A 24,297-nucleotide genomic window follows, 5' to 3' on the forward strand; every position below is an offset into this window, starting at 1 on the left:
GGCTGACTCGGCCCGGGGCCCGGGCCGCCCCGGCCCGGCCCCGCAGGCCGGGGCGTCCGGCCGGCGGCCAGGTCGTCGGGCGGCCAGGCGGTCGGGCCGTCAGGCCGTCGGGTCGTGAAGGGCCTCGAACTGCAGGGCCAGGCCGTCCAGCAGGGCCGCGAGGCCGGTCTCGAACGCGCCCTCGTCCACCTCGCGCCGCCGCTCCGCCAGCAGATGGGCCTGGCCCAGGTGGGGGTAGTCCGCCGGGTCGTAGGCCGCCTCGTCGTCCACGAACCCGCCGGCGAAGGAGGCCACCGCCGAGCCCAGGATGAAGTACCGCATCAGCGCCCCGATCCGGGTCGCGTGCGCCGGCGGCCAGCCCGCCTCCGTCATCGCGCCGAAGACCGAGTCCGCCAGCCGCAGTCCCGCCGGGCGCCGGCCCGGCCCCCGCGCCAGCACCGGGACGATGTTCGGATGGTCCGACAGCGCGTCGCGGTACGAGTGCGCCCAGGCGTGCAGGGCCCGGCGCCAGTCCGTGCAGCCCTCGAACATCGACAAGTCGACCCGCGCGCTCACCGCGTCCGCCACCGCCTCCAGGATCTCGTCCTTCGTGCGGAAGTGGTTGTACAGGGAAGGCCCGCTGACCCCGAGCGCCGCGGCCAGTCGACGCGTCGACACCGCCTCCAGCCCCTCGGCGTCCACCAGCGCACCCGCCGCCTCGACGATGCGGGCACGGCTGAGGAGGGGCTTGCGCGGTCTGGCCATGCGCCACATAGTAGGGCCTGCCCGCCATAAACTACCGGTGCTAGTTAAAGGCCGGTCGACCCGCCCCGGAGGTGCCCGGTGAACCTGGAGCCGAGCGAGGAGCAGAGCGCCGTACGCCGGCTGGCCCGCGCGTTCACCGAGCGCGAGATCGTCCCGTACGCCGCCGAGTGGGACCGGGCCGAGAGCGTGGACCGGGGCATCGTGAAGAAGCTCGGCGACCTCGGATTCCTCGGTCTCACCGTCCCCGAGGAGTACGGCGGCTCCGGCGGGGACCACCTCTCCTATGCCCTGGTCACCGAAGAGCTCGGGCGCGGCGACTCCGCCGTGCGCGGCATCGTCTCCGTCTCCCTCGGCCTCGTCGCCAAGACGATCGCCGCCTGGGGCGACGAGGAGCAGAAGCGGGCCTGGCTGCCCCGGCTGTGTTCCGGCGAAGCGCTCGGCTGCTTCGGCCTGACCGAACCCGGCACCGGCTCCGACGCGGGCAGCCTCACCACCCGCGCCGTGCGCGAGGGGGACGCGTACGTCGTCACCGGCAGCAAGATGTTCATCACCAACGGCACCTGGGCCGACGTCGTCCTCCTCTTCGCCCGGACCAACGACACCCCCGGCCACCGCGGGATCTCCGCCTTCCTCGTGCCCGCCGACGCCCCCGGCCTGACCCGGCGCGAGGTCCACGGCAAGCTCGGCCTGCGCGGCCAGGCCACCGCCGAACTCACCCTCGACGGCGTCCGCGTGCCCGCCTCCGCGATGCTCGGCCCCGAGGGCAAGGGCTTCTCCGTCGCGATGTCCGCCCTGGCCAAGGGCCGGATGTCGGTGGCCGCCGGCTGTGTCGGCATCGCCCAGGCGGCCCTGGACGCGGCCGTCTCGTACGCCGCCCAGCGCGAGCAGTTCGGCAGGCCGATCGCCCACCACCAGCTCGTCCAGGAGCTCATCGCCGACATCTCCGTCGACGTGGACGCCGCCCGGCTGCTGACCTGGCGTGTGGCCGACCTCATCGACCGCGGCCGGCCCTTCGCCACCGAGTCCTCCACCGCCAAGCTCTTCGCCTCCGAGGCTGCCGTGCGCGCCGCCGGCAACGCCCTCCAGGTGCACGGCGGCTACGGCTACATCGACGAGTACCCGGTCGGCAAACTGCTGCGCGACGCCCGCGTCATGACCCTGTACGAGGGCACCAGCCAGATCCAGAAGCTGCTGATCGGGCGGGCCCGTACGGGAGTTTCCGCGTTCTGAGTACGTACGTGAGTACGTGCGCCCATGTGCGCCCGGCGGCGGCGCCCGATGCTGGACCCATGAACGAGACACCGGTCAAGCAGCAGAACACGGGGGCCTACTACGGCCAGGCCGTCGCCTCCTTCGGCGTCGCCATCGCCGCGGTCGCGCTCGGGATCTACAACATGGACGCCGACGGCTGGGTGCGCGCCTTCCTCGGCATCGCGGTGCTCTACCTCACCACCTCGGCGTTCACCCTCGCCAAGGTGATCCGCGACCGCCAGGAGGTGACCCAGATCGTCACCCGGGTCGACCAGGCCCGGATGGAGAAGATCATGACGGGCTACGACCCCTTCGCGCCGAAGCCCACCCCGCAGGACCGTTGACGCCGGCCTGCCCGGGAGTCCGCTGCGCTAAGCGCTTGCTCACCCTCCGGTAGGGTGTTCCTTCCTACAAGCGGAAGAGGTGGGCGGGGCATGGACAGCGCGGCGGAGACCGGCGGATACCAGCCGTGGTCGGAGGTCACCCCCGACGCCGCGCGACGGCTGCTCGTCGCCGCCGTCGAGGCCTTCGCGGAGCGCGGCTACCACGCGACCACCACGCGCGACATCGCCGGCCGTGCCGGAATGAGTCCAGCCGCGCTCTACATCCACTACAAGACCAAGGAAGAACTGCTCCACCGGATCAGCCGCATCGGCCACGACAAGGCGCTGGAGATCCTGGAGACCGCCGCCTCCGGTCCGGGTACGGCCGCCGAGCGGCTCGACGGCGCCGTGCGCTCCTTCGTGGGCTGGCACGCCGCGCACCACACCACCGCGCGCGTGGTCCAGTACGAGCTCGACGCGCTCGCGCCGGAGCACCGCTCCGAGATCGTGGCCCTGCGCCGGCGGAGCGACGCGGCCGTGCGGCGCATCGTCGCCGAGGGCGTGCGGGCGGGGGAGTTCGAGGTCCCGGACGTGCCGGGCACCACCCTCGCCGTGCTGTCCCTGTGCATCGACGTGGCCCGCTGGTTCAGCGCGGCCGGACCGCGTACGCCCGACGAGGTCGGCGCGCTCTACGCCGACCTCGTGCTCCGCATGGTGGGCGCCGGCCCCGGCGCCGTCGGGGGCGCGGCCCGCGAGCGGTGACCGCAGCGGAGCCGGCTCAGAAGTAGTAGCGGGACACCGACTCCGCCACGCACACGGGCTTCTCGCCGCCCTCGCGCTCCACCGTCACCGTGGCCGCGACCTGCACGCCGCCGCCCGCCTCGGTGACCGACGTGATCACGGCGGTCGCGCGCAGCCGCGATCCGACCGGCACTGTCGCCGGGAACCGGACCTTGTCCACGCCGTAGTTGATGCCCATCCGCATGCCCTCGACCAGCATGATCTGCGGCACCAGGCTGGGCAGCAGGGACAGGGTCAGATAGCCGTGCGCGATGGTGGAGCCGAAGGGGCCGGAAGCCGCGCGCTCGGGGTCCACGTGGATCCACTGGTGGTCGCCGGTCGCGTCGGCGAAGAGGTCGATCCGCTTCTGGTCCACCTCCAGCCATCCGCTCGGGCCGAGCTGTTCGCCGATGCCGGCGCGCAGCTCCTCGGCGGAGGTGAAGATCCTCGGTCCGGCCATGCCCTGCCCCTGTCTGCCGTCGCCTGCACTGCCCACGCCGAATAAGCGCTTGCTCAGCATGCTGGGCGCCGCGTGTGAATGTCAACGACGTCCGGCTAGGCTCGGCAGGGTGCCGCAGATTCCCGAGAAGATCCACGAACTCACCGTCGGCCAGCTGTCCGCACGCAGCGGAGCGGCCGTCTCAGCGCTCCACTTCTACGAGACCAAGGGCCTGATCAGTAGCCGGCGCACCTCCGGCAACCAGCGCCGCTACGCCCGTGACGCCCTGCGCCGGGTCGCCTTCGTGCGCGCCGCCCAGCGCGTGGGCATCCCGCTCGCCGACATCCGCGACGCGCTGGCCCAACTGCCGGAAGGGCGCACGCCGAACCGCGAGGACTGGGCGCTCCTGTCGGAGGCCTGGCGGGCCGAGCTCGACCAGCGGATCGAGCAACTCAGCAGCTTGCGCGACCGATTGACGGACTGCATCGGCTGCGGCTGCCTCTCCATGAAGACCTGCGCGCTGTCGAACCCCGACGACGTCTTCGGCGACCGCTTCACGGGCTCCCGCCTGTCGCAGTAGCGGCAGGAGAAGCAGCACCAGCGGTACCAGCGGGCCGTGCCGCCGTCACCGCCCGGCCCGGGCGGCGGCGTCCGGCGCGCCCGCGTCCCACGGAGCGGCTTCGGCGGTCATGTCCCGGGCGGCGGCGACCAGTTCGGCGTTCGACGGGGCCGACCGCCCGTCCGCCAGGCGCAGCACCTCGCCCACCCCGATCCGCAGCCCCGCACCGCACCGGGCGGCCAGCCGCAGCACCGGCCACGCCTCGGCCTCCCGGCCGTACAGCACCACCGGTACGGGCGGCAGCCAGCGCAGCCCCGCCACCAGCGCGGGATCGGCCCGCGCCAGCTCCGCCACCAGCCGCACCCGCCCGTGGTCCGGCGGTGCCCAGGCGAGGAAGCGGGCCAGTGGCTCCGGTCCGGCCGAGCCGCCCAGCGGTACCACCGCGTCCACCGCCACCCCGCGCGCCAGCAGGGCCAGCCCCAGCTCGCGGGCCCCGGGCTCGGCGAAGGACACCGTCGCCCGGTCCGGCAGCACCGACCAGTCCCGCACCCGCTCCAGGCGCCCCGCCCGGTCCGGCTCCGCGCCGATCGTCGCGGGCACCGCCAGGGGTACGCGGACCCCCGCGCCGCGCAGCTCCTCCAGCAGGGGCCCGACCACCCGGGGCGAGAGGCTCTCCCGGCCGCACGGGGTCCGCGGGTGCACCAGTACCTCGTCGGCCCCGGCGGCGACGGCGGCCAGAGCCGACTCCGCCAGCGCCCGCGGGGACATCGGTACGGCCGCCCCGTCGGCGGCGTCCCGCGAACCGTTGAGCGCGACCTGGAGCGGCCCGCTCATGCCGCGCCCGCCGACGCCGGATGCACCACCGCCGCGTAAGCCAGGGCCGGTCTGGGCACCACGATCCCGCATCCCCCGCACACCGGCCCGTCCCACGCCCACGCCCCGGCCCAGTCCCCGCCGCGGCGGGAGAGCGCCGACGGCCAGCGCAGCTCTTCCTCCCCGCACACCGGACACGAGGTGCCCGGCTCCGACTCCAGCGCGGTCACCAGCCTGCGCAGTACCTCGCCCAGCGTTCCCTCCGGCCGCACCCCGGGGTCGGCGCAGCGCACCACCGCGTCCCCGCTGCCGCCCCAGGCCCACTCCGGCCTGCGCACTCCGTCGTGCTTCTCACGTCTGCGCCGCGCCGCGAACTGCCGCTCGTACTCCAGCCAGACCGCCCGCGCCTCTTCCAGTTCCTCCAGCGCCGCGACCAGCCTGAGCGGATCCGCGCCCCGGTCCTCGGGGGCGATCCCGTGCCGGTCGCACAGGTGCCACCACGTCGCGCGGTGCCCGTACGGGGCGAACCGTTCCAGGCAGCGGCGCAGCGAATGGCGCCGCAGGGCCCGGTCGTTGCGCGCGTCGCGCACCTGATAGGCCAGACTTCGAAAACCCGCCATCGCACCTTCACCTCCGCCGTGCCCATCCCCCACACCGTGCCCGTGCCCGTGCTACTCCGTCGAACGAAGCAGCCCGCCCCGACGTGCCCAACATGCCCTGCCGGATGTGGGCGCATGCGGGGGCGGTCGAGGCGTGCGGGTGGCACATGGCCGGAACTCAGCGCCCCATGCGCCCCGCGGTGACCACGACCCGGGCCAGTTCCTCGTGGCAGATGTCACTGTGCGCCCCCGACGGAGCCCCGCCCCGGCGGACCACGGAGCCCGCGTCGACGCTGACGCAGCCGGTCTCCGGCAGGCCGCCGCGCAGGACGGCGTCCAGGCCCAGCCGGGGCGCGCCCGGCACCGCCCGTACCCCGTCGTGCCCGATCGCGCCCCACCGCTCGTCGAAACCGAGAAGTCCGGCCGAATCACCCGCCATCCGGGAGGCCAGCGGGTAGAACACCCCGAGCGAGGAGTCGTGCGGGGAATGGCAGGCCACGACCGGCCCGTCCACCCGGCGCTGGAGTCCCCCCAGGGCGCCGCCGCGCCGCGGGTCGTGGGGGAGCCGCTCGCTGAAGGCGTAGTGCGAGAAGGCCCCTTGGAGCAGCGTCAGCGACTTCAGGGTCCGCACCCCGTCCGGCACGCCGCGCAGTGCGAAGGACACCACGCGGCCGCCGAAGCTGTGGCCGATCAGGTGGACCCGCAGGGCGGGCCGGCGTCCGGCCAGGTCCGCCAGTACCGGGCCGAGGCCGTGCTCCCCGACCACCCCGGCGCGCTTCTTCATCTCGTAGTACGTCGCCTGCCGCAGCAGTTCCTTGGCCCCGCCCCACAGCGTCCGCAGCCCGCCGCCGAGTGCCAGGCCCGGGGCTCCGGGCGGCACCGGGTCCGCGTCCGCGCCGGCGGCCCGCGCCCCGCCGGCCTCCTCCAGCGCCCGGGCGAGGGCCCGGCAGACCGCCAGCACGTCCTCGGCGAAAATGGCCGGTACGTCGTGCCGCGCGGCCGGGGCCGGCCCCGCGCCCGGGCCCGTCGTGAACGGGGTTCCCACCCGGTCCACCCTGACCAGCTCCCGCACCAGCGCGCCGAACTCGACGAGGGCCGCCGCGGTGTCCGGCCGGTCCTCCAGCAGTTCGGCGACCCGGTCCAGTTCCGCCTCCCGGCCCGGCCAGAACTCCCCGAGCGCCCGCCGCGTGGCGGGGTCCAGCTCCGTCCCGAAGCCCGGCGCGGCGAGGGCGCCGCGCGCCTCGAAGTCGGGTATCGGCTCGTCGGAGAAGCGGATCGAGGGCCAGACGACCCCCACGTACCCGAGCCGCACCCCCGTCTCGACCAGGTCCGGGAAGGGGGCGAAGAAGCGGTCGTAGAGCCGGGTCGCCGCCGACCGGTCGCTGTTCCAGCCGTGCGCGAACACCAGCAGGTCGGTGGCCTCGATGCGGGCCACCGCCTCCCGCGTCGCCGGATCCACGTCCCCCTGCGCGTCGAAGGTCAGCTCCCGGTACGGTCCGACGCCGATCCCCGCACCGACCGCCGCCCGTGTCCCGGCCCCGGCCCAGGCCCCGGCCCCGGCTCCTGTCCCGATTCCGATCCCGGTCCCGGCCACCGCCCCGGCTCCCGCGCCCGTCCCGGTTCCGCCGCCGGATCCGCCCGGCCGTCCACCCGCCATGAGGTCCCCCTCCGCGCCGCGCCTGTGCTGCGTGTGCAGCATCTCGCCGCGCGGGCCGCCCGGCCAGACCCGGGACGCCACCGGATCGGGCGGCCGCCGCCCGGCCGTTCAGGGGTAGAGCAGGTACTTCTCCCGTACGGCCGCGAAACGCGCCAGCCCGGCCGCCCAGTCGCCCGCGATCTCCTCCACCCCGGCCCCCGCGTCCACCAGCGTGCGCACCCGGTCCGAGCCCGTCAGCCGGTCGATCCAGTGGTCGCTCCGCCAGCCGAACCCGGACCACACCCGCCGCGCCGTGACCAGCAGCCCGATCCCCGCCCGTACCGGATCGAAGGCCTCCCGGTCGTGCACGACCAGCCGCACCCCGCCGCAGACCTTCCCGGCGTGCTTGGAGAAGGAAGGCGTGAACCAGGTCTCCCGGAACCACACCCCGGGCAGCTCCAGCCCGTTCGCCGCCTCGGCCCACCGCCGGTCGACGCCCTCCGCGCCCACCACCTCGAACGGCGTGGTGGTGCCCCGGCCCTCCGACAGGTTGGTCCCCTCGAACAGGCAGGTCCCCGCGTACGCCAGCGCCGTGTCCGGAGTCGGCATGTTGGGGCTCGGCGGCACCCAGGGCAGCCCGGTCGCCCCGAAGAACGACTCCCGCCGCCAGCCGGCCATCCGTACCGTCCGCAGCCGGACCGGCCCCTGGGGGAAGGACGCGCCGCCGAGGAACTCGCCGTTGAACAGGAGCGCCAGCTCGGCCGCCGTCATCCCGTGCGCGAGCGCGATCGGCTCCCGGCCCACGAAGCTCGCGTACGGCCGCTCCAGCACCGGCCCGGCCGCCCGCCGCCCGCCCACCGGGTTCGGACGGTCCAGGACCACCACCGCCTTGCCGGCGAGAGCGGCCGCGCGCATGCAGTCGTAGAGGGTCCACACGTAGGTGTAGAAGCGCGCGCCGACGTCCTGGATGTCGAAGACGACGGTGTCGATCCCGGCCGCCGTGAACAGGTCCGCCAGCTTCTGTCCGCTCGTGGCGTAGGTGTCGTACACGGGCAGCCCGGTCGCCGGATCCCGCCCGGCCCCCTCGGAGCCGCCCGCCTGGGCCGTCCCGCGGAACCCGTGCTCCGGCCCGAACACCGCGACCAGGTCGACCCGTTCGTCCGCGTGCAGTACGTCGACCAGGTGGCGGGCGTCGGCGGTGATCCCGGTGGGATTGGTGACGACCCCGACCCGCTGGCCGGCGAGCGACGCGTACCCCTCGGCGGCGAGCTGCTCGAAGCCCGTGCGCACCCGCCCCGACCGGGGACCCCCGGCCGCGGCCGCGCCCGTACCGCCCAGGGCCCCTGCTCCGCCCAGGACTCCGGCGGCCCCCGCCGTTCCCGCCCCCGCCAGCCCCAGCACCCCGCGTCGTGACAGCGTCATCCCGCCACGCTAGGGGTCGCGCCCCTTCCGGCCGGGCATACCGACTGGTTAGTCTGCCGGGAACCGGCCCCCGGGGCAGCGACGAAAGGTGACCCCCGTGAGCGCGTACCAGGACCAGCGAGTCGTCGTCACCGGCGCGGGCGGCGGCATCGGCGCGGCCCTCGCCCACCGCTTCGCCGCGGCGGGGGCGACCGTCGTCGTCAACGACCTCGACCCCGCCAAGGCCGCCTCCGTGGCGGGGGAGATCGGCCCCCGCGCGATCGCCGTGCCCGGCGACGCCTCGACCGTCGTCGCCGAGGCCCGGGACGCCCTGGGCGGCACGGTCGACGTGTACTGCGCCAACGCAGGCCTCGCCTCCGGCGGTGACGCCTTCGCGGACGAGGCCGTCTGGGAAGCCGCCTGGGACACCAACGTCATGGCCCACGTGCGCGCCGCCCGGACCCTGCTGCCCGGCTGGCTGGAGCGGGGCAGCGGCCGCTTCGTGTCCACGGTCTCGGCCGCCGGTCTGCTGACCATGATCGGAGCGGCGCCGTACAGTGTCACCAAGCACGGCGCCCTCGCCTTCGCGGAATGGCTCTCGCTGACGTACCGCCACCGGGGCGTGCGGGTCCACGCCATCTGTCCGCAGGGGGTGCGCACCGACATGCTGACCGCCGCGGGATCGGCGGGAGAGCTCGTCCTGGCGCCGACCGCGATCGAGCCCGGAGCGGTCGCGGACGCGCTGTTCGACGGCATGGAGAAAGGCCGGTTCTTGATCCTCCCGCACCCCGAGGTGGCGGACTACTACGCCGCGCGCGCCACGGAACCCGACCGCTGGCTGAGCGGCATGAACCACCTCCAGCAGAAGTGGGAGTCCTCGTGACCCCGGCCCCCGAGGCCCCGGCCGCAACTCCGATCCCCGAGGCCCCGGCCGCAACCCCGGCCCCCGAGCCCCCCGCCTCGCCGTACGCCGCCCGGCCCTGGCTGGGCCGGCTGAGCCCCGCGCAGCGGGCGCCGGTCTCGCCGCCGCCCAGCGTGCTGCACGCCTTCCGTGCCGCCGTCGCCCGGGCCCCCGGGCATCCGGCCCTGGCGTACTTCGACGGCCGGATCGGCTACGCGGAGGCCGACGCCCTCTCCGACTCCCTCGCCGGCCACCTCGCCGCGCGGGGCGTCGCCCGGGGCGACCGGGTCGCCGTCATGCTGCAGAACACCCCGCACTTCGTGCTCGCCGTGCTGGCCGCCTGGAAGGCCGGGGCGGTGGTCGTCCCGCTCAACCCCATGTACAAGTCCGCCGAGGTCCGGCACGTCCTGGGCGACTGCGGCGCCGTCGCGCTGGTCTGCGAGGAGCGGGCCTGGGCGGAGTACCTGCGCGAGACCGTGCGGGGGACCGGCGTACGGGCCGCCCTGACCGCCCGCGACCGGGACTTCCAGACCCGGAACGACCCCCGCGTCCTGCCCCCGCAGCCCCCGCAGCCCGCCCCCGCCCCCGCTGGCGCCGGACCCGTCCCCGCCGACCTCGCCACCGAGGCCCGCCACGGCCACCCCGCGCCGCCCGGCCCCGGCCCGGCCGCGACGGACACCGCCCTCATCAGCTACACCTCCGGCACCTCCGGCACCCCCAAGGGCGCCGTGAACCCGCACGGCGCGCTCACCTACAACGCCACCCGCCAGGTCACCGGACACCCCCTCCCCGAAGGCGCCGGCTACTTCGCCCTCGCCCCGCTCTTCCACATCACCGGCATGGTCTGCGAGCTCGCCGCCTGCCTCACCAACGCGGGCACCCTCGTCCTCGCCCACCGCTTCGACGCCGGGACCGTCCTGGACGCCTTCCTCGAACACCGCCCCGCCTACGCCATCGGACCGGCCACCGCCTTCATCGCGCTCGCCGCCCACCCCGCCGTCACCCGGGACCACTTCGCCTCCTTCCAGGTGCTCTCCTCCGGCGGCGCCCCGCTGCCGCCCGCCCTCGTCGAGCGGCTGCGCGCCGACTTCGGCTTCTACCTGCGCAACGGCTACGGACTCACCGAGTGCACCGCCCCCTGCGCCTCGGTCCCCGCACACCTCGAAGCCCCCGTCGACCCGGCCTCCGGCACCCTCTCGGTCGGCGTCCCCGGCGCGCAGACCCTCGTCCGGATCCTCGACGAGCACGGCGCCGAGGTCCCCTTCGGGGAGACCGGCGAGATAGCCGTCCGCGGCCCCCAGGTCGTGCCCGGCTACTGGGGGCTGCCCGAGGACACCGCGAAGGCCTTCCCGGACGGCGAACTGCGCACCGGCGACGTCGGCTTCATGGACCCCGACGGCTGGCTCTACGTCGTCGACCGCAAGAAGGACATGATCAACGCCTCCGGTTTCAAGGTGTGGCCGCGCGAGGTGGAGGACGTCCTCTACACCCACCCCGCCGTGCGCGAGGCGGCCGTCGTCGGCGTCCCCGACCCGTACCGGGGCGAGAGCGTGAAGGCCTACGTGAGCCTGCGCCCCGGAGCCCGCGCCGAGCCCGCGGAACTGTCCGCGTACTGCGCCGGGCGCATCGCCGCGTACAAGTACCCGCGCCAGGTCGAGATCCTGCCTGTTCTTCCCCGTACGACCAGTGGCAAGATCCTGCGACGGGAACTGCGCGAGCGAGGCTGAAAACAGTCGGATGGTCGTACGACGCAGCAGGTGAGGGATCAGGAAAGGAAGGCGAGCGCCATGGCCGCCAGGACCACCACGGAGCCAGCGGAGGGCAACCGGGAGACCCCGGTGCCGCAGCGGCTGCTGGCCGTGGCCACCAGGCTGTTCGCCGAACGGGGCTACGACCGCACCTCCGTCCAGGAGATCGTCGAGGCCGCCGGCGTCACCAAGGGCGCGCTCTACCACTACTTCGGGTCGAAGGACGACCTGCTCCACGAGGTGTACGCGCGGATGCTGCGCCTCCAGCAGCAGCGGCTCGACGCGGTGGCCGGATCCGACGCCCCCGTCGAGGAGCGGCTGCGGGCTGCGGCCGCCGACGTCGTGGTCACCACCATCGAGAACCTCGACGACGCGATGATCTTCTTCCGGTCGATGCACCAGCTCAGCCCCGAGAAGTACAAGCAGGTACGGGCCGAGCGCAGGCGCTACCACGAGCGCTTCCGGGCCCTGGTCGAGGAGGGCCAGCGCACCGGGGTGTTCGCCACGGCCACGCCCGCCGACCTGGTGGTCGACTTCTACTTCGGGTCCGTCCACCACCTGTCGACCTGGTACCGCACGGACGGGCCGCTCACCCCGCACCAGGTCGCCGACCACCTCGCCGACCTGCTGCTGCGCTCCCTGCGCCCCTGAGCGGCCCCGCTCACACCCGAGCCAGCGCCGGGTAGTCGGAGTACCCCTCCGCCCCCTGTACGTACATCAGGAACTCCGGGCGGAGCTCGTTGAGCGGGGCGCCGGTGCGCAGCCGCTCCACGAAGTCGGGGTTGGCGAGGAAGCCCCGGCCCAGCGCGATCAGGTCGGCGCCGGCGGCGAGCAGCCGTTCGCCCCGCAGCTTCCCGCCGTCGGACGCGGCCTCCTCGCGGGAGAGCACGGGGTTGGCGATCAGCGTGCCCGGCCAGGCGGCGCGGATCCGCCCGAAGAGGGGCCGGTCCGGATCGGCGTGCACCTGGTGCAGGTACACCGGGCCGACCCCGGCCAGGGCCTCGACCAGCGCCGGGTAGATCTCCTCGGTGTCCCCTTCCTCGATGCCGTTGACGCTCGCCCCGGGGGAGATCCGTACGCCCACCCGCTCGGCGCCGATCGCCTCGACGACGGCCCGGACGACCTCGACGGTGAAGCGCACGCGCCCCTGGACGGAGCCGCCCCAGCCGTCGGTGCGCCGGTTGGTGTTCCCCGCGAGGAACTGGTGGAGCAGGTGGCCGTTGGCGGAGTGCACCTCGACGCCTTCGAAGCCCGCCGCGATGGCGTTCCGGGCCGCGGTCGCGAAGTCGGCGATGGTGGACCGGATGTCGGACTCCGTCATCTCGCGCGGTACGGGGGCGTCCTGGAGCCCGCCCGGGGTGTGCAGCGGCTCCGGGAAGCGGACCGCGGACGGGGCGAGCGGGACGTGCCCGCTGGTGTCGGGGTGGCCGACCCTCCCGCCGTGCTGGAGCTGGAGGAACATCCGCCCGCCCGCGGCGCGCACGGCGTCGGTGACCCGGCGCCAGCCGGCGACCTGCGCGGGGGAGTGGATGCCGGGGATGTGCGGGTAGGTCTGGCCGACGGCGTTCGGCGTGGTGCCCTCGGCGATGATCAGGGCGGCCGAGGCACGCTGCGCGTAATGGGCGGCCATGAGGTCGCCCGGGACGCCGTCGGCGTCCGCGCGGTTGCGCGTCAGCGGCGCCATCACCAGGCGGCTGGGCAGCTCCAGGCCGCCGAGGCGGGCGGATGCGAAGAGGCGGGATGCGGCGGGAACCTGCTCGGTGTGCGTCATCATGCCGGTACCGTAGAACTTGACACTGATGTCAGATTCAAGCCCGGGAGCGCGGCATGCGGATCGGCGAACTGGCGGCGCGCACCGGGGTCGGCCCGCGTTCGCTGCGCTACTACGAACAGCAGGGCCTGCTCGTGTCCGACCGGACGCCCGGCGGCCACCGGGACTACCCCGAGCGGGCCGTCGACCGGGTCATCCGGATCCAGGAGCTCTACGCGGCCGGCCTGCACAGCGCCAGGATCGCCCGGATCCTGCCGTGCATGCGGGACGAGGACGGCGGCCCGTCGGTGCGCGCCACCCCGCAGCTGGTGGCCGAACTGACCGCCGAGCGGGAGCGCATCGACCGGATGATCGGCGATCTGCTGCGCTCCCGCGAGGTGCTGGACGAGGTCATCGACGCGGCCGCGGGACACCTCCCCGCGGGCTCCGCCTGACCGGGCGCAGGGGGGATCAGCCCAGCGGGAGGACCTTGCGGCCCCAGGTCTCCTCGGCCACCACGGCGAAGGAGACGTACCAGGCGATGCCCGCGCACAGCAGGCCGAGGAAGCCGCCGGCGCGGCCGAGGGCGGTGACCTGGGTGAGGTCGCCGAGCGCCAGGAAGAGGAAGGTCAGCGCCAGTACGCCGAACAGCAGCCGGTGCGCCAGGTCCAGCTTCAGGGCGGCGACGGCCATGTACGCGGTGAAGACGAACCAGGCGACGAGGAACCAGCCGGTCGCGACGTGCGCCTGCCCGGCCGGCAGGGCCGGGACGACGAACTTCACGTAGCCCGCGAAGGACATCCAGAAGGCGCCGTACGAGACGAAGGCCGTGGTGGCGAAGGTGTTGCCGCGGCGGAACTCCATCGCGCCGGCGACGAACTGCGCGAGACCCCCGTAGAAGAGGGCGAGCGGCAGTACGACGGCGCTCAGCGCCGTGTCAGCGATCAGGCCGGAGTTGAAGAGGCTGAGCACGAAGGTGGTCAGCGCGAAGGCGGCCAGGCCCAGCGGCCCGGGGTTGGCGAGCCGGGGTGCCTGCGCCTGCGGGGCGGTGACCTGCGGGGCGGCGGCACCGGCCGGGGCGGGGGCGGCCGGGGTCAGGGTGGAGCTGGGCATGGCGATATGCACCTTCGGTGGGGGGATGCACCGAATATAGCCCACCTCGCGGGACCCCTCCGACCGCATCGGGCGGGACGCCGCGGGGCGAAGGTCCCGTCCCCGGCGGGCCGACCGGCCGCTGCGACCCCGCACACCGACCCCGCACGCCGACCGCGCACACCGCCTCCGCACACCGACCCCGCACGACGGACCGGCCCGCCCCCCGGCACGCCCCTGGCGGGGGCGGCCGGTGGACGGGCCGGTCCGGTACGTCGGGTCACCCGTTACGGGGCCACCTTCAGCAGCTTGTTCGCCGTGCCCGTCGACGGGTTGGTCACCGCGCCCGCGGTCGCCGCCGCGGTCAGCGCCGCGGAGGTCTGCGCCGGGGTCGAGGACGGGTGCCCGGAGAGGTAGAGGGCGGCGGCACCCGCCACGTGCGGGGCGGCCATCGAGGTGCCGGAGATGGTCTTGGTGCCGGTGTCGCTGTCGTTCCAGGCCGAGGTGATGTCCGAGCCCGGCGCGTAGAGGTCCACCACGGAGCCGAAGTTGGAGAAGGAGGACTGCGCGTCGTCGATGGTGCTCGACGCCACGGTCATCGCCTCCGTGACCCGGGAGGGCGAACCCTGCCCGGCGTCGCTCGACTCGTTGCCCGCCGCCACGGAGAAGGCGACGCCCGCGGCGACCGCCCGGCGCACCGCCTCGTCGAGCGCCTCGTCGGCGCCCCCGCCCAGGCTCATGTTGGCGACGGACGGCCCGGAGTGGTTCTGGGTGACCCAGTCGATGCCGGCGACGACCTGCTCGGTGGTGCCCGAGCCGTTGTCGTCCAGCACCCGCACCGCGACCAGCTTCGCCTTCTTGGCGACGCCGTGCGCGGTCCCCGCGACGGTCCCGGCCACGTGCGTGCCGTGGCCGTTGCCGTCGTCGGCGCTGTCGTCGTTGTCCACGGCGTCGAAGCCGTGGGTGGCGCGGCCGCCGAAGTCCTTGTGGGTCACCCGTATGCCTGTGTCGATGACGTACGCCGTCACGCCTTCACCGGCCTTGTCGGGGAAGTCGTACTTCTTGTCCCCCTCCTGTGCGGTCTGGTCGATGCGGTCCAGCCCCCATGACGGCGGGTTGGGCTGGCTGGCCTTGATGGTGAACTTCTTGTTCTGCACGACCTTGCCGACGGCCGGGTCCGCCGCGAGCCGCTTGGCCTCGGTCTCGCTCAGCCCGGAGGCCGAGAATCCGTTGACCTGCGAACCGTAGGTGCGTTGCAGTTCGCCTCCGTACTTGCCGGCGAGCTTCGCCTTGTCCGCTGATTCGTCGAGGATGACGACGTAGCTTCCGCTGATCGCACCGGGTGCGCCCAGTCCGTAGACCGTGCCCTCGGCCGGTGCCGCCGCCCCCGCGAAGGGGGTGGCGAGCAGGGTCACGGCGGCCGCGGTGGCGGCTCCCGTGGCGAGTGCCGCGTACCGGAAACCGCGCGAACGCTTGTGAGTTGCCATGTGGAGGGTTCTCCTCGTGGGTGACGTGTGGGGCGTCGAACCTTCTGGAGAACCCTGTTCCGATTGACAGGCGCAAATCAAGATCGCCCCTGCCCTCAGGGGATATTCAACAAGGTTTCTTAAAAGGCCCCCCGCATCACCTTCACCATGCACACATCTTCACCCGAACTCCCGCACGAATACCGCACGTTCAGCTACGCCCGGCCGCGTACCCCTTCAGCTCCCGGCGCGCCAGCGACCGCTGGTGCACCTCGTCCGGTCCGTCGGCCAGCTGCAACGTCCTTGCCGCGGCCCACAGTTCGGCCAGCGGGAAGTCCTGGCTCACCCCGCCCGCGCCGTGCAGCTGCACCGCGCGGTCCAGGATCCCCACGACCGCGCGCGGGGTCGCGATCTTGATGGCCTGGATCTCCGTGTGCGCCCCCCGGTTGCCGGCCGTGTCCATCAGCCAGGCCGTCTTCAGCACCAGCAGCCGCAACTGCTCGACGGTGACCCGGGCGTCCGCGATCCAGCCCTGCACCACCCCCTGGGCGGCGAGGGGCTTGCCGAAGGCCGTACGTTCCACCGCGCGCCGGCACATCAGCTCGACGGCCCGCTCCGCCATGCCGATCAGCCGCATGCAGTGGTGGATCCGCCCCGGGCCGAGCCGGGCCTGGGCGATGGCGAAGCCGCCGCCCTCCTCGCCGACCAGGTTCCCCGCCGGGACCCGGGCCCCGTCGAAGACCACCTCGGCGTGCCCGCCGTGGTCGTGGTCCTCGTACCCGTACACCTTCATCGCCCGGCGGACCTCGACCCCCGGGGTGTCGCGCGGGACCAGGACCATGGACTGCTGGCGGCGCGGATCGGCGCCGTCGGGGTCGGTCTTGCCCATGACGATGAAGACCTTGCAGTCCGGGTTCATCGCCCCGGAGATGTACCACTTGCGTCCGGTGACCACGTACTCGTCACCCACCCGTTCGATCCGCGTCTCGACGTTGGTCGCGTCCGAGGAGGCCACCTCGGGCTCGGTCATCGCGAACGCGGAACGGATCTCGCCCGTCAGCAGCGGCTCCAGCCACTGCTTCTTCTGCGCCTCGTCCCCGAACTGCGCGAGCAGCTCCATGTTCCCGGTGTCCGGGGCCGCGCAGTTGGTCGCCATCGGCGCGAGGTGCGGACTGCGCCCGGTGATCTCGGCGAGCGGGGCGTACTGGAGGTTGGTCAGCCCCGCCCCGTACTCGGCGTCCGGCAGGAAGAGGTTCCACAGGCCCTGCCGGCGCGCCTCGGCCTTCAGTTCGCCGAAGACGGCCGGGGTGTCCCAGGGCGAGGCCAGCCGTGCGCGCTGCTCGGCGGCGACGGGTTCCGCCGGGTAGACGTACTCCTCCATGAACGCGAGCAGCCGCTCGCGGAGTTCCTCGGTCCGGGTGTCGAATGCGAAGTCCACGGTGAGTGCCTCAGCCTTCCTGAAGTTCCTTGAGAGTGGTCAGACCGTGCTCGATGAAGACCGGGACCAGCTCGCCGATCCGGTCGAAGCCCGCGCCGACGGTCTGCCCGAGCGTGTAGCGGTAGTGGATGCCTTCGAGGATCACCGCGAGCTTGAACCAGGCGAAGGCCGTGTACCAGGCGATGGCGCAGGTGTCCCGCCCGGAGCGCAGGGCGTAGCGCTCGATCAGCTCGGCGGGCGCCGGATGGCCCGGGGCCCGGCTCGTGGTGCTGACGGGAGAGTCGGTCAGGCCCAGGTCCGAGCTGTACATCACCAGCAGCCCGAGATCGGTCAGCGGGTCGCCCAGCGTGGACATCTCCCAGTCCAGGACCGCCCGGATCGTGTCGTCCGGTCCGCCGATCAGCACGTTGTCCAGCCGGAAGTCCCCGTGCACCACGGTCGGCGCGGGGGAGGGGGGCAGGGTCCGGCCCAGGGCCTCGTGGAGCTCCCCGATCCCGGCGAGCTCGCGGCCCCGGGAGGCCGCGAGCTGCTTGCCCCAGCGGCGCAGCTGCCGTTCCAGGAAGCCCTCGGGCCGGCCGAAGTCGCCCAGGCCCACCGCCTCGGGGTCGACCGCGTGCAGGTCGACCAGGGTGTCCACCAGGCCGAGGACCGCCCGCCGGGTGCGCTCGGGCCCGATCCCGGCCAGCTGGCCGGCCGTCCGGTACGGGACGCCCTCCACGTACTCCATGACGTAGAACGGCGCCCCCAGTACGGACTCGTCCTCGCACAGCAGCAGTGCCTCGGGGACGGGCACGGCCGTCCCGTGGAGGGCCGCGATCACCCGGTGCTCGCGCCGCATGTCGTGGGCGGTGGCCAGGACGTGGCCGAGCGGCGGGCGGCGCACCACCCAGTGACCGGCGCCGTCGGTGACCGCGTACGTCAGGTTCGACCGGCCCCCCTCGATCAGCCGGCCGCTCAGCGGTCCGCTCACGAGCCCGGGCAGCGCGGCGTCGAGCCGGCCGCGCAGCCGTTCCAGGTCGAGGCCTCGCGGATCGTCCGGGGCTGGGGTCATGCTGGGCACCTCCGTACGGAGTGGACGGTGACGGGCTGGGCGCGCCGGGCGCCCGGAGCCATCATGCCGACCAGTCGGTATGCCGTCCAGAGCCCGGGCCGGAGGAATGCCCCCGGGTCACCCCAGCCCCGGTTCACCTCAAGCGGGGCTCACCTCACGCGTGGCACAGGATCGGCGTCCCGCCGTTCATCACCGTCATGTCCCTCAGCACGGCCAGGATGTCCAGCGGCGCGCCCTCCGGTTCCCCGGCCAGCTCCGCGTACGCCCGGTGCAGGTTCGCCACGAGCCGCTCGCTCTCCCGCCAGGCGGCGAACTCGCCCAGGTCGGCCCGGCGCGCCGCCTCCAGCGGGGTCAGCCCCTCCGCCCGCCCCTCCCGGGCGAGTTCGGCCACGTACCGCAGGTACCGCGCGGTGGACTCGTACGCCGACGGGTCGGTCAGCGGCCCGTGCCCCGGGACGACGGTCTCCGCGCCCAGCTCCCGCAACAGCTCCAGCGCCCGCAGCGACCCCGACAGCGAGCCCATCGCCAGGAACGGCGTCCCCCCGGCGAAGACCAGGTCGCCCGTGAACACGACCTTCTGCCGGGGCAGCCACACCACCGAGTCCCCGGTGGTGTGCGCCGGACCCGGGTGGACGACCCGCACCTCCGTACCGCCGACGTACAGGCTCAGGCGGTCGCTGTACGTCAGCCCAGGCGGGCTGATCTCTATCGCCCCGAAATCGGTCGCCGGCCAGATCATCTCCAGCTGGTGCCCGGCGGCGAGCTGCTCCGCCCGCGCCCGCTCGTGCCCGATGACCAGCGCCTCCGGGGTGAAGACGCCGTTGCCGTAGGTGTGGTCGCCGTGGTGGTGGGTGTTCACCACCGTCCGGGGCAGCGGCACCCCGGCCGCGACGACCGCCCCGCGCAGGGCCAGCGCCCGCCGCTCGGTGGCGGCGGTGTCGACGAGCAGCGTCTGTCCGCCGTCGCTCACGAAGCCGGCGTTGTTCAGGCACCAGCCGCCGTCCGGCTGGACGTACGCGTACACGCCGGGCGCGGGCTCGACGAGGTAGGGCTCTTCGACGGACATCCGGACGCTCCCCGGGTGGTGTGACGGTCCGTCGGCATCCTGTCAGCCGCCGTCGCGCCCGGGGAGGGCGGGTTCCGGTCGGGGGCGGTTCAGTGGTCGTCGTAGTGGCCCTCGTGCTCGGCGTGCCGGTGCCCGTCGTGCAGGTAGTCCAGGTGGTCGCCGTGGGGGACCGCGTCGTGCCCGCAGCCCGATCCGTGCGCGTGCGGGTGCGCCTCGTGCGTCCGGTGCTCCGGGGTCTCGCACTCGTCCCAGTGCCCGGAGTGCTCCCGGTGCAGGTGGCCGTCGTGCGCGTAGTCGACGTGGTCGCCGTGCTCGACGGCCCGGTGCCCGCAGTCCTGGCCGTGGGTGTGCTCGTGCGTCGGGTGTTCGTGGTGCAGCGTCGTCATGGCGCAGAGGCTAGTGGGATTCACCCAGGAAAGTCCCTGGACACCCGTTGTGTCCGCTGCCGTGTCGCCGCGACCCGATGGCCGCCGGCGGCGTTCACAGGATCACCGCGACCGCGAAGACCGCCAGCGCCACCGTGCACGCCACCACCCCCAGGGCCGCCCGCGGCGCGAACCCGGGGGGCCGGGCCGCCGCCAGTTCCCGCATCCGCCGGTGCGCCAGTCCGAGGAAGGCGAGCCAGATCAGGGCGGTCACCGCCGCCCCGGCCACCTCGGACGGGCTGCCCGACCCGCGCAGCGCCTGCCGCACCGCCAGCACCGCCACGACCGAGCAGGCCAGCGTCGTACGCCGCCACGCGAGCCGCGTCCGCTCGGGCTGCAGCCCCGCGTCGCGGACCTCGCCGGAAGCGCTCACCGCTCCGTCGTCCAGCCCAGCAGGACGACCACCACCATCACCACCGCGACCAGCCCCACGCACAGGCTCAGCACCACCGGGAACCGCGACAGCGGCAGGTCCTCGCCGCGCCGCATCGCCCGCTCGCACCGCACCCAGTGGTTCACCGCCCGCAGGGCGCACGCCGCGCCCACCGCCAGCAGCGCGAAGGCCATCCCGACCCGCACCCCCCACCGCAGGTCCGGCAGGAACTGGTCCACCGCGAACCCGCCGCCCACCAGGGCCAGGGCGGTACGGATCCAGGCGAGGAAGGTCCGCTCGTTGGCCAGCGAGAAGCGGTAGTCGGGGGTCTCGCCCTCGTCCCTCAGCCGCGCGGGTGCGAACCAGAGGCGCACGTCTTTGACGAAGTCGATCACCCGGCCAATCTACTGGCGCGCCTCCCGGAACTCCCGCAGCCGCCCGTACGCCGCCAGCCCGTCCGGCACCCAGGGCCACTCCCCGTCCGCGACCCGCCGCTCCAGCTCCCCGGGCGTCAGCCACGTGTGCCAGTCCACCTCCGAGACCTGCGGGGACACCGGCAGCTCGCACCGCACCTCGAACACCGAGGACCACCAGGTCCCGCCCGGACCCTCGTACAGGAACTTGAACAGCGGGACCGGCTGCTCCAGCCCCCGCACCCCCAGCTCCTCCTCGGCCTCGCGCAGCGCGGCCCCGGCGTAGTCCTCCCCGGCGCCCAGCACCCCGCCCACGAACATGTCGTAGTACGAGGGGAAGACCAGCTTCGACGCGGTCCGGCGGTGCACGAAGATCCGCCCCCGCGCGTCCGTCGCCTGTACGAACACGCACCGGTGGATCAGCCCCCGGGCGTACACCTCGCCCCGCGGGGCCCGCCCGACGACCCGGTCGTCCCGGTCCACGACGTCATGCACTTCATCAGCGGCGCTCATGCGGTCCATCCAACACGGTCCGTCCCACACGGTCCGTCCCCGCACCGCTGTTGACTGGTTACCGCTCCGTAGCAAAGGATCTGCCCCACCACCGACACCGGAGGACGGGCAACGCATGACGTACGACGCTGACGTGATCGTGATCGGAGCAGGGCTCGCCGGCCTCGTGGCCACCGCCGAGCTCGTCGACGCGGGCCGCAAGGTCATCCTCCTCGACCAGGAACCGGAGCAGTCGATCGGCGGCCAGGCCCACTGGTCCTTCGGCGGCCTGTTCTTCGTGGACTCGCCCGAGCAGCGCCGCATGCGCATCAAGGACACCCGCGACCTCGCGCTCCAGGACTGGCTCGGCACGGCCGGCTTCGACCGGGAGGAAGACGCCTGGCCGCGCCGCTGGGCCGAGGCCTACGTCGACTTCGCGGCCGGGGAGAAGCGGCCCTGGCTGCACGCCCGGGGCGTCCGCTTCTTCCCCGTCGTCGGCTGGGCGGAGCGCGGCGGCTACGACGCCAACGGCCACGGCAACTCCGTCCCCCGCTTCCACATCACCTGGGGCACCGGCCCCGGCCTGGTGGAGCCCTTCGAACGCCGCGTCCGCGCCGGGGTCGCCCGCGGTCTCGTCCAACTGCGCTTCCGTCACCGCGTCACCGGTCTGGCCACCACCGCCGGCGCCGTGGACACCGTCACCGGCGAGGTCCTCGCCCCCTCGGACGCCGTACGGGGCACCGCGAGCAGCCGCGAGAGCGCCGGCTCCTTCACCCTGCGGGCCCAGGCCGTGATCGTGACCAGCGGCGGCATCGGCGGCAACCACGACCTGGTCCGCGCGCAGTGGCCCGCCCGCCTCGGCACCCCGCCGGAGCGGATGCTCTCCGGTGTCCCCGCCCACGTGGACGGGCTGATGCTCGGTATCACCGAGGACGCCGGAGCGAGCCACATCAACAAGGACCGCATGTGGCACTACACCGAGGGCATCGAGAACTGGAACCCGATCTGGGCCCGCCACGGCATCCGCATCCTGCCCGGCCCGTCCTCGCTCTGGCTGGACGCCACCGGCAAGCGGCTGCCCGTACCGCTCTTCCCGGGCTTCGACACCCTCGGCACCCTCGACCACATCATGAAGACCGGCCACGACCACACCTGGTTCGTCCTCAACCAGCGCGTCATCGGCAAGGAGTTCGGCCTCTCGGGCTCCGAACAGAACCCGGACCTCACCGGGAAGTCGGTCCGCGGCGTCATCGACCGCGCCCGCCAGGCCGTCCCCGGCCCGGTCAAGGCCTTCATGGACAACGGCGCGGACTTCGTCGTCGAGCGGGACCTGTCCGCCCTGGTGCGCGGAATGAACGCCGTCACCAAGGAGAACCTCCTCGACGAGGCCACCGTCCGCCGCGAGATCGTGGCCCGCGACCGCGAGATCGCCAACCCCTTCACCAAGGACCTCCAGGTGATGGCCGTCCACGGCGCGCGCAAGTACCTCGGCGACAAGCTGATCCGCACCGCCGCCCCGCACCGGATCCTCGACCCCAAGGCGGGCCCGCTGATCGCGGTCCGGCTCTCGATCCTGACCCGCAAGTCCCTGGGCGGCCTGGAGACCGACCTCTCCTCGCGCGTCCTGACCCCCGCCGGCGACCCGCTCCCCGGGGTGTACGCGGCCGGCGAGGCGGCCGGCTTCGGCGGCGGGGGAGTCCACGGCTACCGCGCCCTGGAGGGCACCTTCCTCGGCGGCTGCATCTTCTCGGGCCGCGCCGCGGGCCGCGCGGCGGCCGAGGCGGTGGGCTGACCCGGCGCCCGCCCCGGCCCCGACCCCGGCCCCCGAGCCCCGGCCCGACCCTCGCGCCCCGGCCCCGCCGCCGGGTGCGTCAGGCCAGCCGCTCGGTGACCCGGAACCGCTCCGCGACGACCAGGGTGTCGTCGTCGACCGTGAACCCCGGGTCGCCGATCGCCGCGCGTACCGGTCCGGAGTGCCAGAACCCCTCGTGTGCCGTGCGCCATTCGGCCACCGACGCGAAGCCCTCGCCCTCGTCGAGCGCGTGCCGCAGCGTGACGTCCGCGAGCCGCAGCACCTCCACGCCCGTCACCTCGACCACGGCCACCGGGGCCTCCGCCGAGTCCACCAGGACCGCCCGCGCCCCCGGTACCGGCAGCGGCTCCTCCTCGGCTTCGTACTCCGCGAGGAGGCCGGTGGTACTGGTCTTCGCGCCGCTCAGCACCGCACCGACCAGCCGGTCGCGCAGGGGCCCGGGGAAACCGAGGAGATAGGGCGGAAGATCGTCAAGGGTCGTCATGCGCCCACCCTAACCAGGCGCCCCCGGCCGTACCGAGCCATTTCGGGGCACCCAACTCGGCCATCCGGAACACCAGTTGAAACCCGCCACCCAGTGGACTGGACCTTGACGTGGAGCTGTGCGTACCGCTTAGCTGTGTGTGATCATCCGAGTCCTCACCGGCATGATCCACCCGAACCACCGCACCGTTCGCCCCCCGTACGCGCTCCCGCGTACGTCGTCCACCCGCGCCCGCGCTCTGGAGGGAACCCGCGGATGTCCCCGCCTCCGCCGCCCCTCGGCCGCGCCCGCAAGCGGGACGCACAGCTCTTCGACCCGGCCCTGTGCGACACCGAACTCGTCGACGTACGTTCCCAGTTCACCCAGGGCCGCTGGGCCAGGGCCCGCGCGCTCCTGGCCGGCACCGGCGACGACTGGGACCGCCGCGGCCACCGCGTCGTCGTCCTCGCCGAGACCCCGGCCGCCACCGCCTGGGCCCGCGAATGGCTGCTCGCCGAACCCGACAGCGCCGACGCCGCCACCCTCCTGGCCTGCGCCTCCGTCTTCACGGCCCTGCGCCGCAAGGGCACCCCCGAGGCCGCCGAGGAGGCCTGCCGCCGCGCCGCCCTCCTGCTCCCCGCCGACCCCACCCCCTGGCTGGGCCTGCTCATGCTCTCGGGGGCCTTCGGCGCGGAGGAGGAGTTCAGCCGCCACTTCGACCAGGTGCGGGCCCGCCACCGCGAGCACCACCACGCCCACCACCTGATGGTCGCCCGGCTCGCCGAACGCACCCCCGCCGCCGGCCAGGACCCCCTCCACGAGGTCTACGACTTCGCCGCCTGGGCCGCCGAGGAGTCCCCGGCCGACTCCCCGCTCGCCGTCCTGCCCGTCATCGCCCACGCCGAGCGCTACCGCGTCCTCGCCGCGGCCCAGGGCCGCGCCTCCTGCGAGGCCGCCGCCGAGCACTGGTCCGGCCGCCGCGCCCGCACCGTCCTGCGCTCCGCCTTCGACTGGTGGCTGGAGTGGGAACGCGAGGACCACCCCCGCAACCGGGTCGACCTCAACTTCCTCGCCCACGCCAAGCTGTGCGAGGGCCGCCCCGCCGAGGCCGCCGCCCTCTTCCACCGCATCGGCAGCCACGCCACCCCGGCGCCCTGGTCCTACCCCGACCGGGACCCGCACAAGGCCTTCCTCGCCGCGCGCGGCGTCGCGCTCGGCACCGCCTAACCCCGCCCCGCAGACACTCCCGCAGACATCCCGC

Annotated in this window: 27 protein-coding genes; 10 read left to right on the plus strand and 17 right to left on the minus strand. The window is 74.0% G+C overall.

Translation table 11 applies throughout. The annotated features are described in order from the left end of the window. Nucleotides 1-99: 99 nt before the first annotated feature. Nucleotides 100-744 (minus strand): TetR/AcrR family transcriptional regulator, encoded by a 645-nt coding sequence (locus AC07B0_RS31925; protein ID WP_478899491.1) that lies wholly within the window; start codon nt 742-744, stop codon nt 100-102. Nucleotides 745-822: 78 nt separating this feature from the next. On the opposite strand from AC07B0_RS31925, the gene AC07B0_RS31930 reads away from it, so the two are divergent. The 3 genes from AC07B0_RS31930 to AC07B0_RS31940 all read left to right on the plus strand — a co-directional run bounded on the left by AC07B0_RS31930 (nt 823) and on the right by AC07B0_RS31940 (nt 3,080). Beyond that, a complete protein-coding gene (locus tag AC07B0_RS31930) occupies nt 823-1,974 on the plus strand; it encodes an acyl-CoA dehydrogenase family protein (RefSeq protein WP_356874823.1) in 1,152 nt (383 codons plus the stop codon). A gap of 59 nt (nt 1,975-2,033) precedes the next feature. Beyond that, nucleotides 2,034-2,339, plus strand: coding sequence for a YiaA/YiaB family inner membrane protein (locus AC07B0_RS31935; RefSeq protein ID WP_478866309.1), 306 nt, complete (start codon nt 2,034-2,036; stop codon nt 2,337-2,339). 90 nt (nt 2,340-2,429) lie between these two features. Then, entirely contained in the window at nt 2,430-3,080 is a 651-nt protein-coding gene (locus AC07B0_RS31940) for a TetR/AcrR family transcriptional regulator (RefSeq protein WP_467294615.1), read from the plus strand. Nucleotides 3,081-3,096: 16 nt separating this feature from the next. On the opposite strand, the gene AC07B0_RS31945 is transcribed toward AC07B0_RS31940, so the two are convergent. Next, nucleotides 3,097-3,558 carry a MaoC family dehydratase gene (locus tag AC07B0_RS31945; RefSeq protein ID WP_356874829.1) on the minus strand — a complete coding sequence of 154 codons (462 nt, stop codon included), beginning with the start codon at nt 3,556-3,558 and terminating at the stop codon, nt 3,097-3,099. Between the two features lie 109 nt (nt 3,559-3,667). On the opposite strand from AC07B0_RS31945, the gene soxR reads away from it, so the two are divergent. Beyond that, nucleotides 3,668-4,117, plus strand: coding sequence for a redox-sensitive transcriptional activator SoxR (gene soxR, locus AC07B0_RS31950; protein WP_356874831.1), 450 nt, complete (start codon nt 3,668-3,670; stop codon nt 4,115-4,117). A 45-nt stretch (nt 4,118-4,162) separates the two neighbouring features. Here the strand turns inward: soxR and AC07B0_RS31955 are convergent, their stop codons facing one another. The 4 genes from AC07B0_RS31955 to AC07B0_RS31970 form a co-directional block, all read right to left on the minus strand. Beyond that, nucleotides 4,163-4,930 carry a 3-keto-5-aminohexanoate cleavage protein gene (locus tag AC07B0_RS31955; RefSeq protein ID WP_478899492.1) on the minus strand — a complete coding sequence of 256 codons (768 nt, stop codon included), beginning with the start codon at nt 4,928-4,930 and terminating at the stop codon, nt 4,163-4,165. Further along, a complete protein-coding gene (locus AC07B0_RS31960) occupies nt 4,927-5,529 on the minus strand; it encodes a hypothetical protein (protein ID WP_467294611.1) in 603 nt (200 codons plus the stop codon). The genes AC07B0_RS31955 and AC07B0_RS31960 overlap by 4 nt, the downstream gene beginning before the upstream one ends. Before the next feature lie 157 nt (nt 5,530-5,686). After that, a complete protein-coding gene (locus AC07B0_RS31965) occupies nt 5,687-7,165 on the minus strand; it encodes a serine-threonine protein kinase (RefSeq protein ID WP_478899493.1) in 1,479 nt (492 codons plus the stop codon). A gap of 108 nt (nt 7,166-7,273) precedes the next feature. Further along, on the minus strand, nt 7,274-8,566 hold the full coding sequence (locus AC07B0_RS31970; protein ID WP_356874839.1) for an exo-beta-N-acetylmuramidase NamZ family protein: 1,293 nt from the start codon (nt 8,564-8,566) through the stop codon (nt 7,274-7,276). An 88-nt stretch (nt 8,567-8,654) separates the two neighbouring features. On the opposite strand from AC07B0_RS31970, the gene AC07B0_RS31975 reads away from it, so the two are divergent. The 3 genes from AC07B0_RS31975 to AC07B0_RS31985 are packed head-to-tail and all read left to right on the plus strand — an operon-like array spanning nt 8,655 to nt 11,845. Then, nucleotides 8,655-9,428, plus strand: coding sequence for an SDR family oxidoreductase (locus AC07B0_RS31975; protein WP_356874841.1), 774 nt, complete (start codon nt 8,655-8,657; stop codon nt 9,426-9,428). 32 nt (nt 9,429-9,460) lie between these two features. Beyond that, nucleotides 9,461-11,173 carry a class I adenylate-forming enzyme family protein gene (locus tag AC07B0_RS31980; RefSeq protein WP_478899506.1) on the plus strand — a complete coding sequence of 571 codons (1,713 nt, stop codon included), beginning with the start codon at nt 9,461-9,463 and terminating at the stop codon, nt 11,171-11,173. Nucleotides 11,174-11,233: 60 nt separating this feature from the next. Then, the gene (locus AC07B0_RS31985) at nt 11,234-11,845 is read left to right on the plus strand and encodes a TetR/AcrR family transcriptional regulator (protein ID WP_356874843.1); all 612 of its coding nucleotides are present in this window, start codon (nt 11,234-11,236) and stop codon (nt 11,843-11,845) included. Between the two features lie 10 nt (nt 11,846-11,855). On the opposite strand, the gene AC07B0_RS31990 is transcribed toward AC07B0_RS31985, so the two are convergent. Further along, nucleotides 11,856-12,965, minus strand: coding sequence for an alkene reductase (locus tag AC07B0_RS31990; protein WP_478899508.1), 1,110 nt, complete (start codon nt 12,963-12,965; stop codon nt 11,856-11,858). 56 nt (nt 12,966-13,021) lie between these two features. Between AC07B0_RS31990 and AC07B0_RS31995 the strand changes: the two genes are divergently transcribed. Next, nucleotides 13,022-13,399 carry a MerR family transcriptional regulator gene (locus AC07B0_RS31995; protein WP_478899494.1) on the plus strand — a complete coding sequence of 126 codons (378 nt, stop codon included), beginning with the start codon at nt 13,022-13,024 and terminating at the stop codon, nt 13,397-13,399. A 16-nt stretch (nt 13,400-13,415) separates the two neighbouring features. Here the strand turns inward: AC07B0_RS31995 and AC07B0_RS32000 are convergent, their stop codons facing one another. The 9 genes from AC07B0_RS32000 to AC07B0_RS32040 form a co-directional block, all read right to left on the minus strand. Further along, nucleotides 13,416-14,057 carry an acetate uptake transporter gene (locus AC07B0_RS32000; protein WP_467294599.1) on the minus strand — a complete coding sequence of 214 codons (642 nt, stop codon included), beginning with the start codon at nt 14,055-14,057 and terminating at the stop codon, nt 13,416-13,418. 266 nt (nt 14,058-14,323) lie between these two features. Beyond that, nucleotides 14,324-15,523, minus strand: coding sequence for a S8 family peptidase (locus AC07B0_RS32005; RefSeq protein WP_469381736.1), 1,200 nt, complete (start codon nt 15,521-15,523; stop codon nt 14,324-14,326). A 190-nt stretch (nt 15,524-15,713) separates the two neighbouring features. Next, a complete protein-coding gene (locus AC07B0_RS32010) occupies nt 15,714-16,940 on the minus strand; it encodes an acyl-CoA dehydrogenase family protein (protein WP_469381734.1) in 1,227 nt (408 codons plus the stop codon). Between the two features lie 10 nt (nt 16,941-16,950). Then, a complete protein-coding gene (locus tag AC07B0_RS32015; protein ID WP_469381732.1) occupies nt 16,951-17,991 on the minus strand; it encodes a phosphotransferase family protein in 1,041 nt (346 codons plus the stop codon). Between the two features lie 154 nt (nt 17,992-18,145). Then, nucleotides 18,146-19,057, minus strand: coding sequence for an MBL fold metallo-hydrolase (locus tag AC07B0_RS32020; protein ID WP_478899496.1), 912 nt, complete (start codon nt 19,055-19,057; stop codon nt 18,146-18,148). 89 nt (nt 19,058-19,146) lie between these two features. Beyond that, entirely contained in the window at nt 19,147-19,443 is a 297-nt protein-coding gene (locus tag AC07B0_RS32025; RefSeq protein ID WP_356874857.1) for a hypothetical protein, read from the minus strand. A 94-nt stretch (nt 19,444-19,537) separates the two neighbouring features. Next, nucleotides 19,538-19,855 (minus strand): DUF202 domain-containing protein, encoded by a 318-nt coding sequence (locus AC07B0_RS32030; RefSeq protein ID WP_356874858.1) that lies wholly within the window; start codon nt 19,853-19,855, stop codon nt 19,538-19,540. After that, on the minus strand, nt 19,852-20,250 hold the full coding sequence (locus AC07B0_RS32035; protein WP_356874860.1) for a YidH family protein: 399 nt from the start codon (nt 20,248-20,250) through the stop codon (nt 19,852-19,854). The genes AC07B0_RS32030 and AC07B0_RS32035 overlap by 4 nt, the downstream gene beginning before the upstream one ends. Before the next feature lie 9 nt (nt 20,251-20,259). Further along, on the minus strand, nt 20,260-20,781 hold the full coding sequence (locus AC07B0_RS32040; protein WP_469381728.1) for an NUDIX domain-containing protein: 522 nt from the start codon (nt 20,779-20,781) through the stop codon (nt 20,260-20,262). Between the two features lie 115 nt (nt 20,782-20,896). Between AC07B0_RS32040 and AC07B0_RS32045 the strand changes: the two genes are divergently transcribed. Beyond that, nucleotides 20,897-22,552 (plus strand): FAD-binding dehydrogenase, encoded by a 1,656-nt coding sequence (locus AC07B0_RS32045; protein WP_356874864.1) that lies wholly within the window; start codon nt 20,897-20,899, stop codon nt 22,550-22,552. A 79-nt stretch (nt 22,553-22,631) separates the two neighbouring features. Here AC07B0_RS32045 and AC07B0_RS32050 read toward each other — a convergent pair whose 3' ends face one another. Next, complete coding sequence (locus AC07B0_RS32050; RefSeq protein WP_478899497.1) at nt 22,632-23,057, minus strand: ASCH domain-containing protein; 426 nt, start codon at nt 23,055-23,057, stop codon at nt 22,632-22,634. 255 nt (nt 23,058-23,312) lie between these two features. Here AC07B0_RS32050 and AC07B0_RS32055 point away from each other — a divergent pair, with 255 nt between their 5' ends. Next, nucleotides 23,313-24,263 (plus strand): hypothetical protein, encoded by a 951-nt coding sequence (locus AC07B0_RS32055; RefSeq protein WP_356874868.1) that lies wholly within the window; start codon nt 23,313-23,315, stop codon nt 24,261-24,263. The last annotated feature ends 34 nt before the right edge of the window (nt 24,264-24,297 follow it).

This window comes from Streptomyces sp. NPDC044704 (genome assembly GCF_056433525.1).

Coding starts and splice junctions, on each gene's coding strand:
- AC07B0_RS32045 (WP_356874864.1), top strand. CDS start 20,897: ATGACGTACGACGCTGACGTGATCGTGATCGGAGCAGGGCTCGCCGGC.
- AC07B0_RS31985 (WP_356874843.1), top strand. CDS start 11,234: ATGGCCGCCAGGACCACCACGGAGCCAGCGGAGGGCAACCGGGAGACC.
- AC07B0_RS31945 (WP_356874829.1), bottom strand. CDS start 3,558: ATGGCCGGACCGAGGATCTTCACCTCCGCCGAGGAGCTGCGCGCCGGC.
- AC07B0_RS31970 (WP_356874839.1), bottom strand. CDS start 8,566: ATGACGCTGTCACGACGCGGGGTGCTGGGGCTGGCGGGGGCGGGAACG.
- AC07B0_RS32040 (WP_469381728.1), bottom strand. CDS start 20,781: ATGAGCGCCGCTGATGAAGTGCATGACGTCGTGGACCGGGACGACCGG.
- AC07B0_RS32020 (WP_478899496.1), bottom strand. CDS start 19,057: ATGTCCGTCGAAGAGCCCTACCTCGTCGAGCCCGCGCCCGGCGTGTAC.
- AC07B0_RS32025 (WP_356874857.1), bottom strand. CDS start 19,443: ATGACGACGCTGCACCACGAACACCCGACGCACGAGCACACCCACGGC.
- AC07B0_RS31960 (WP_467294611.1), bottom strand. CDS start 5,529: ATGGCGGGTTTTCGAAGTCTGGCCTATCAGGTGCGCGACGCGCGCAAC.
- AC07B0_RS32050 (WP_478899497.1), bottom strand. CDS start 23,057: ATGACGACCCTTGACGATCTTCCGCCCTATCTCCTCGGTTTCCCCGGG.
- AC07B0_RS31955 (WP_478899492.1), bottom strand. CDS start 4,930: ATGAGCGGGCCGCTCCAGGTCGCGCTCAACGGTTCGCGGGACGCCGCC.
- AC07B0_RS32005 (WP_469381736.1), bottom strand. CDS start 15,523: ATGGCAACTCACAAGCGTTCGCGCGGTTTCCGGTACGCGGCACTCGCC.
- AC07B0_RS31965 (WP_478899493.1), bottom strand. CDS start 7,165: ATGGCGGGTGGACGGCCGGGCGGATCCGGCGGCGGAACCGGGACGGGC.
- AC07B0_RS31940 (WP_467294615.1), top strand. CDS start 2,430: ATGGACAGCGCGGCGGAGACCGGCGGATACCAGCCGTGGTCGGAGGTC.
- AC07B0_RS31925 (WP_478899491.1), bottom strand. CDS start 744: ATGGCCAGACCGCGCAAGCCCCTCCTCAGCCGTGCCCGCATCGTCGAG.
- AC07B0_RS32055 (WP_356874868.1), top strand. CDS start 23,313: ATGTCCCCGCCTCCGCCGCCCCTCGGCCGCGCCCGCAAGCGGGACGCA.
- AC07B0_RS31990 (WP_478899508.1), bottom strand. CDS start 12,965: ATGACGCACACCGAGCAGGTTCCCGCCGCATCCCGCCTCTTCGCATCC.
- AC07B0_RS32015 (WP_469381732.1), bottom strand. CDS start 17,991: ATGACCCCAGCCCCGGACGATCCGCGAGGCCTCGACCTGGAACGGCTG.
- AC07B0_RS32000 (WP_467294599.1), bottom strand. CDS start 14,057: ATGCCCAGCTCCACCCTGACCCCGGCCGCCCCCGCCCCGGCCGGTGCC.
- AC07B0_RS31995 (WP_478899494.1), top strand. CDS start 13,022: ATGCGGATCGGCGAACTGGCGGCGCGCACCGGGGTCGGCCCGCGTTCG.
- AC07B0_RS31935 (WP_478866309.1), top strand. CDS start 2,034: ATGAACGAGACACCGGTCAAGCAGCAGAACACGGGGGCCTACTACGGC.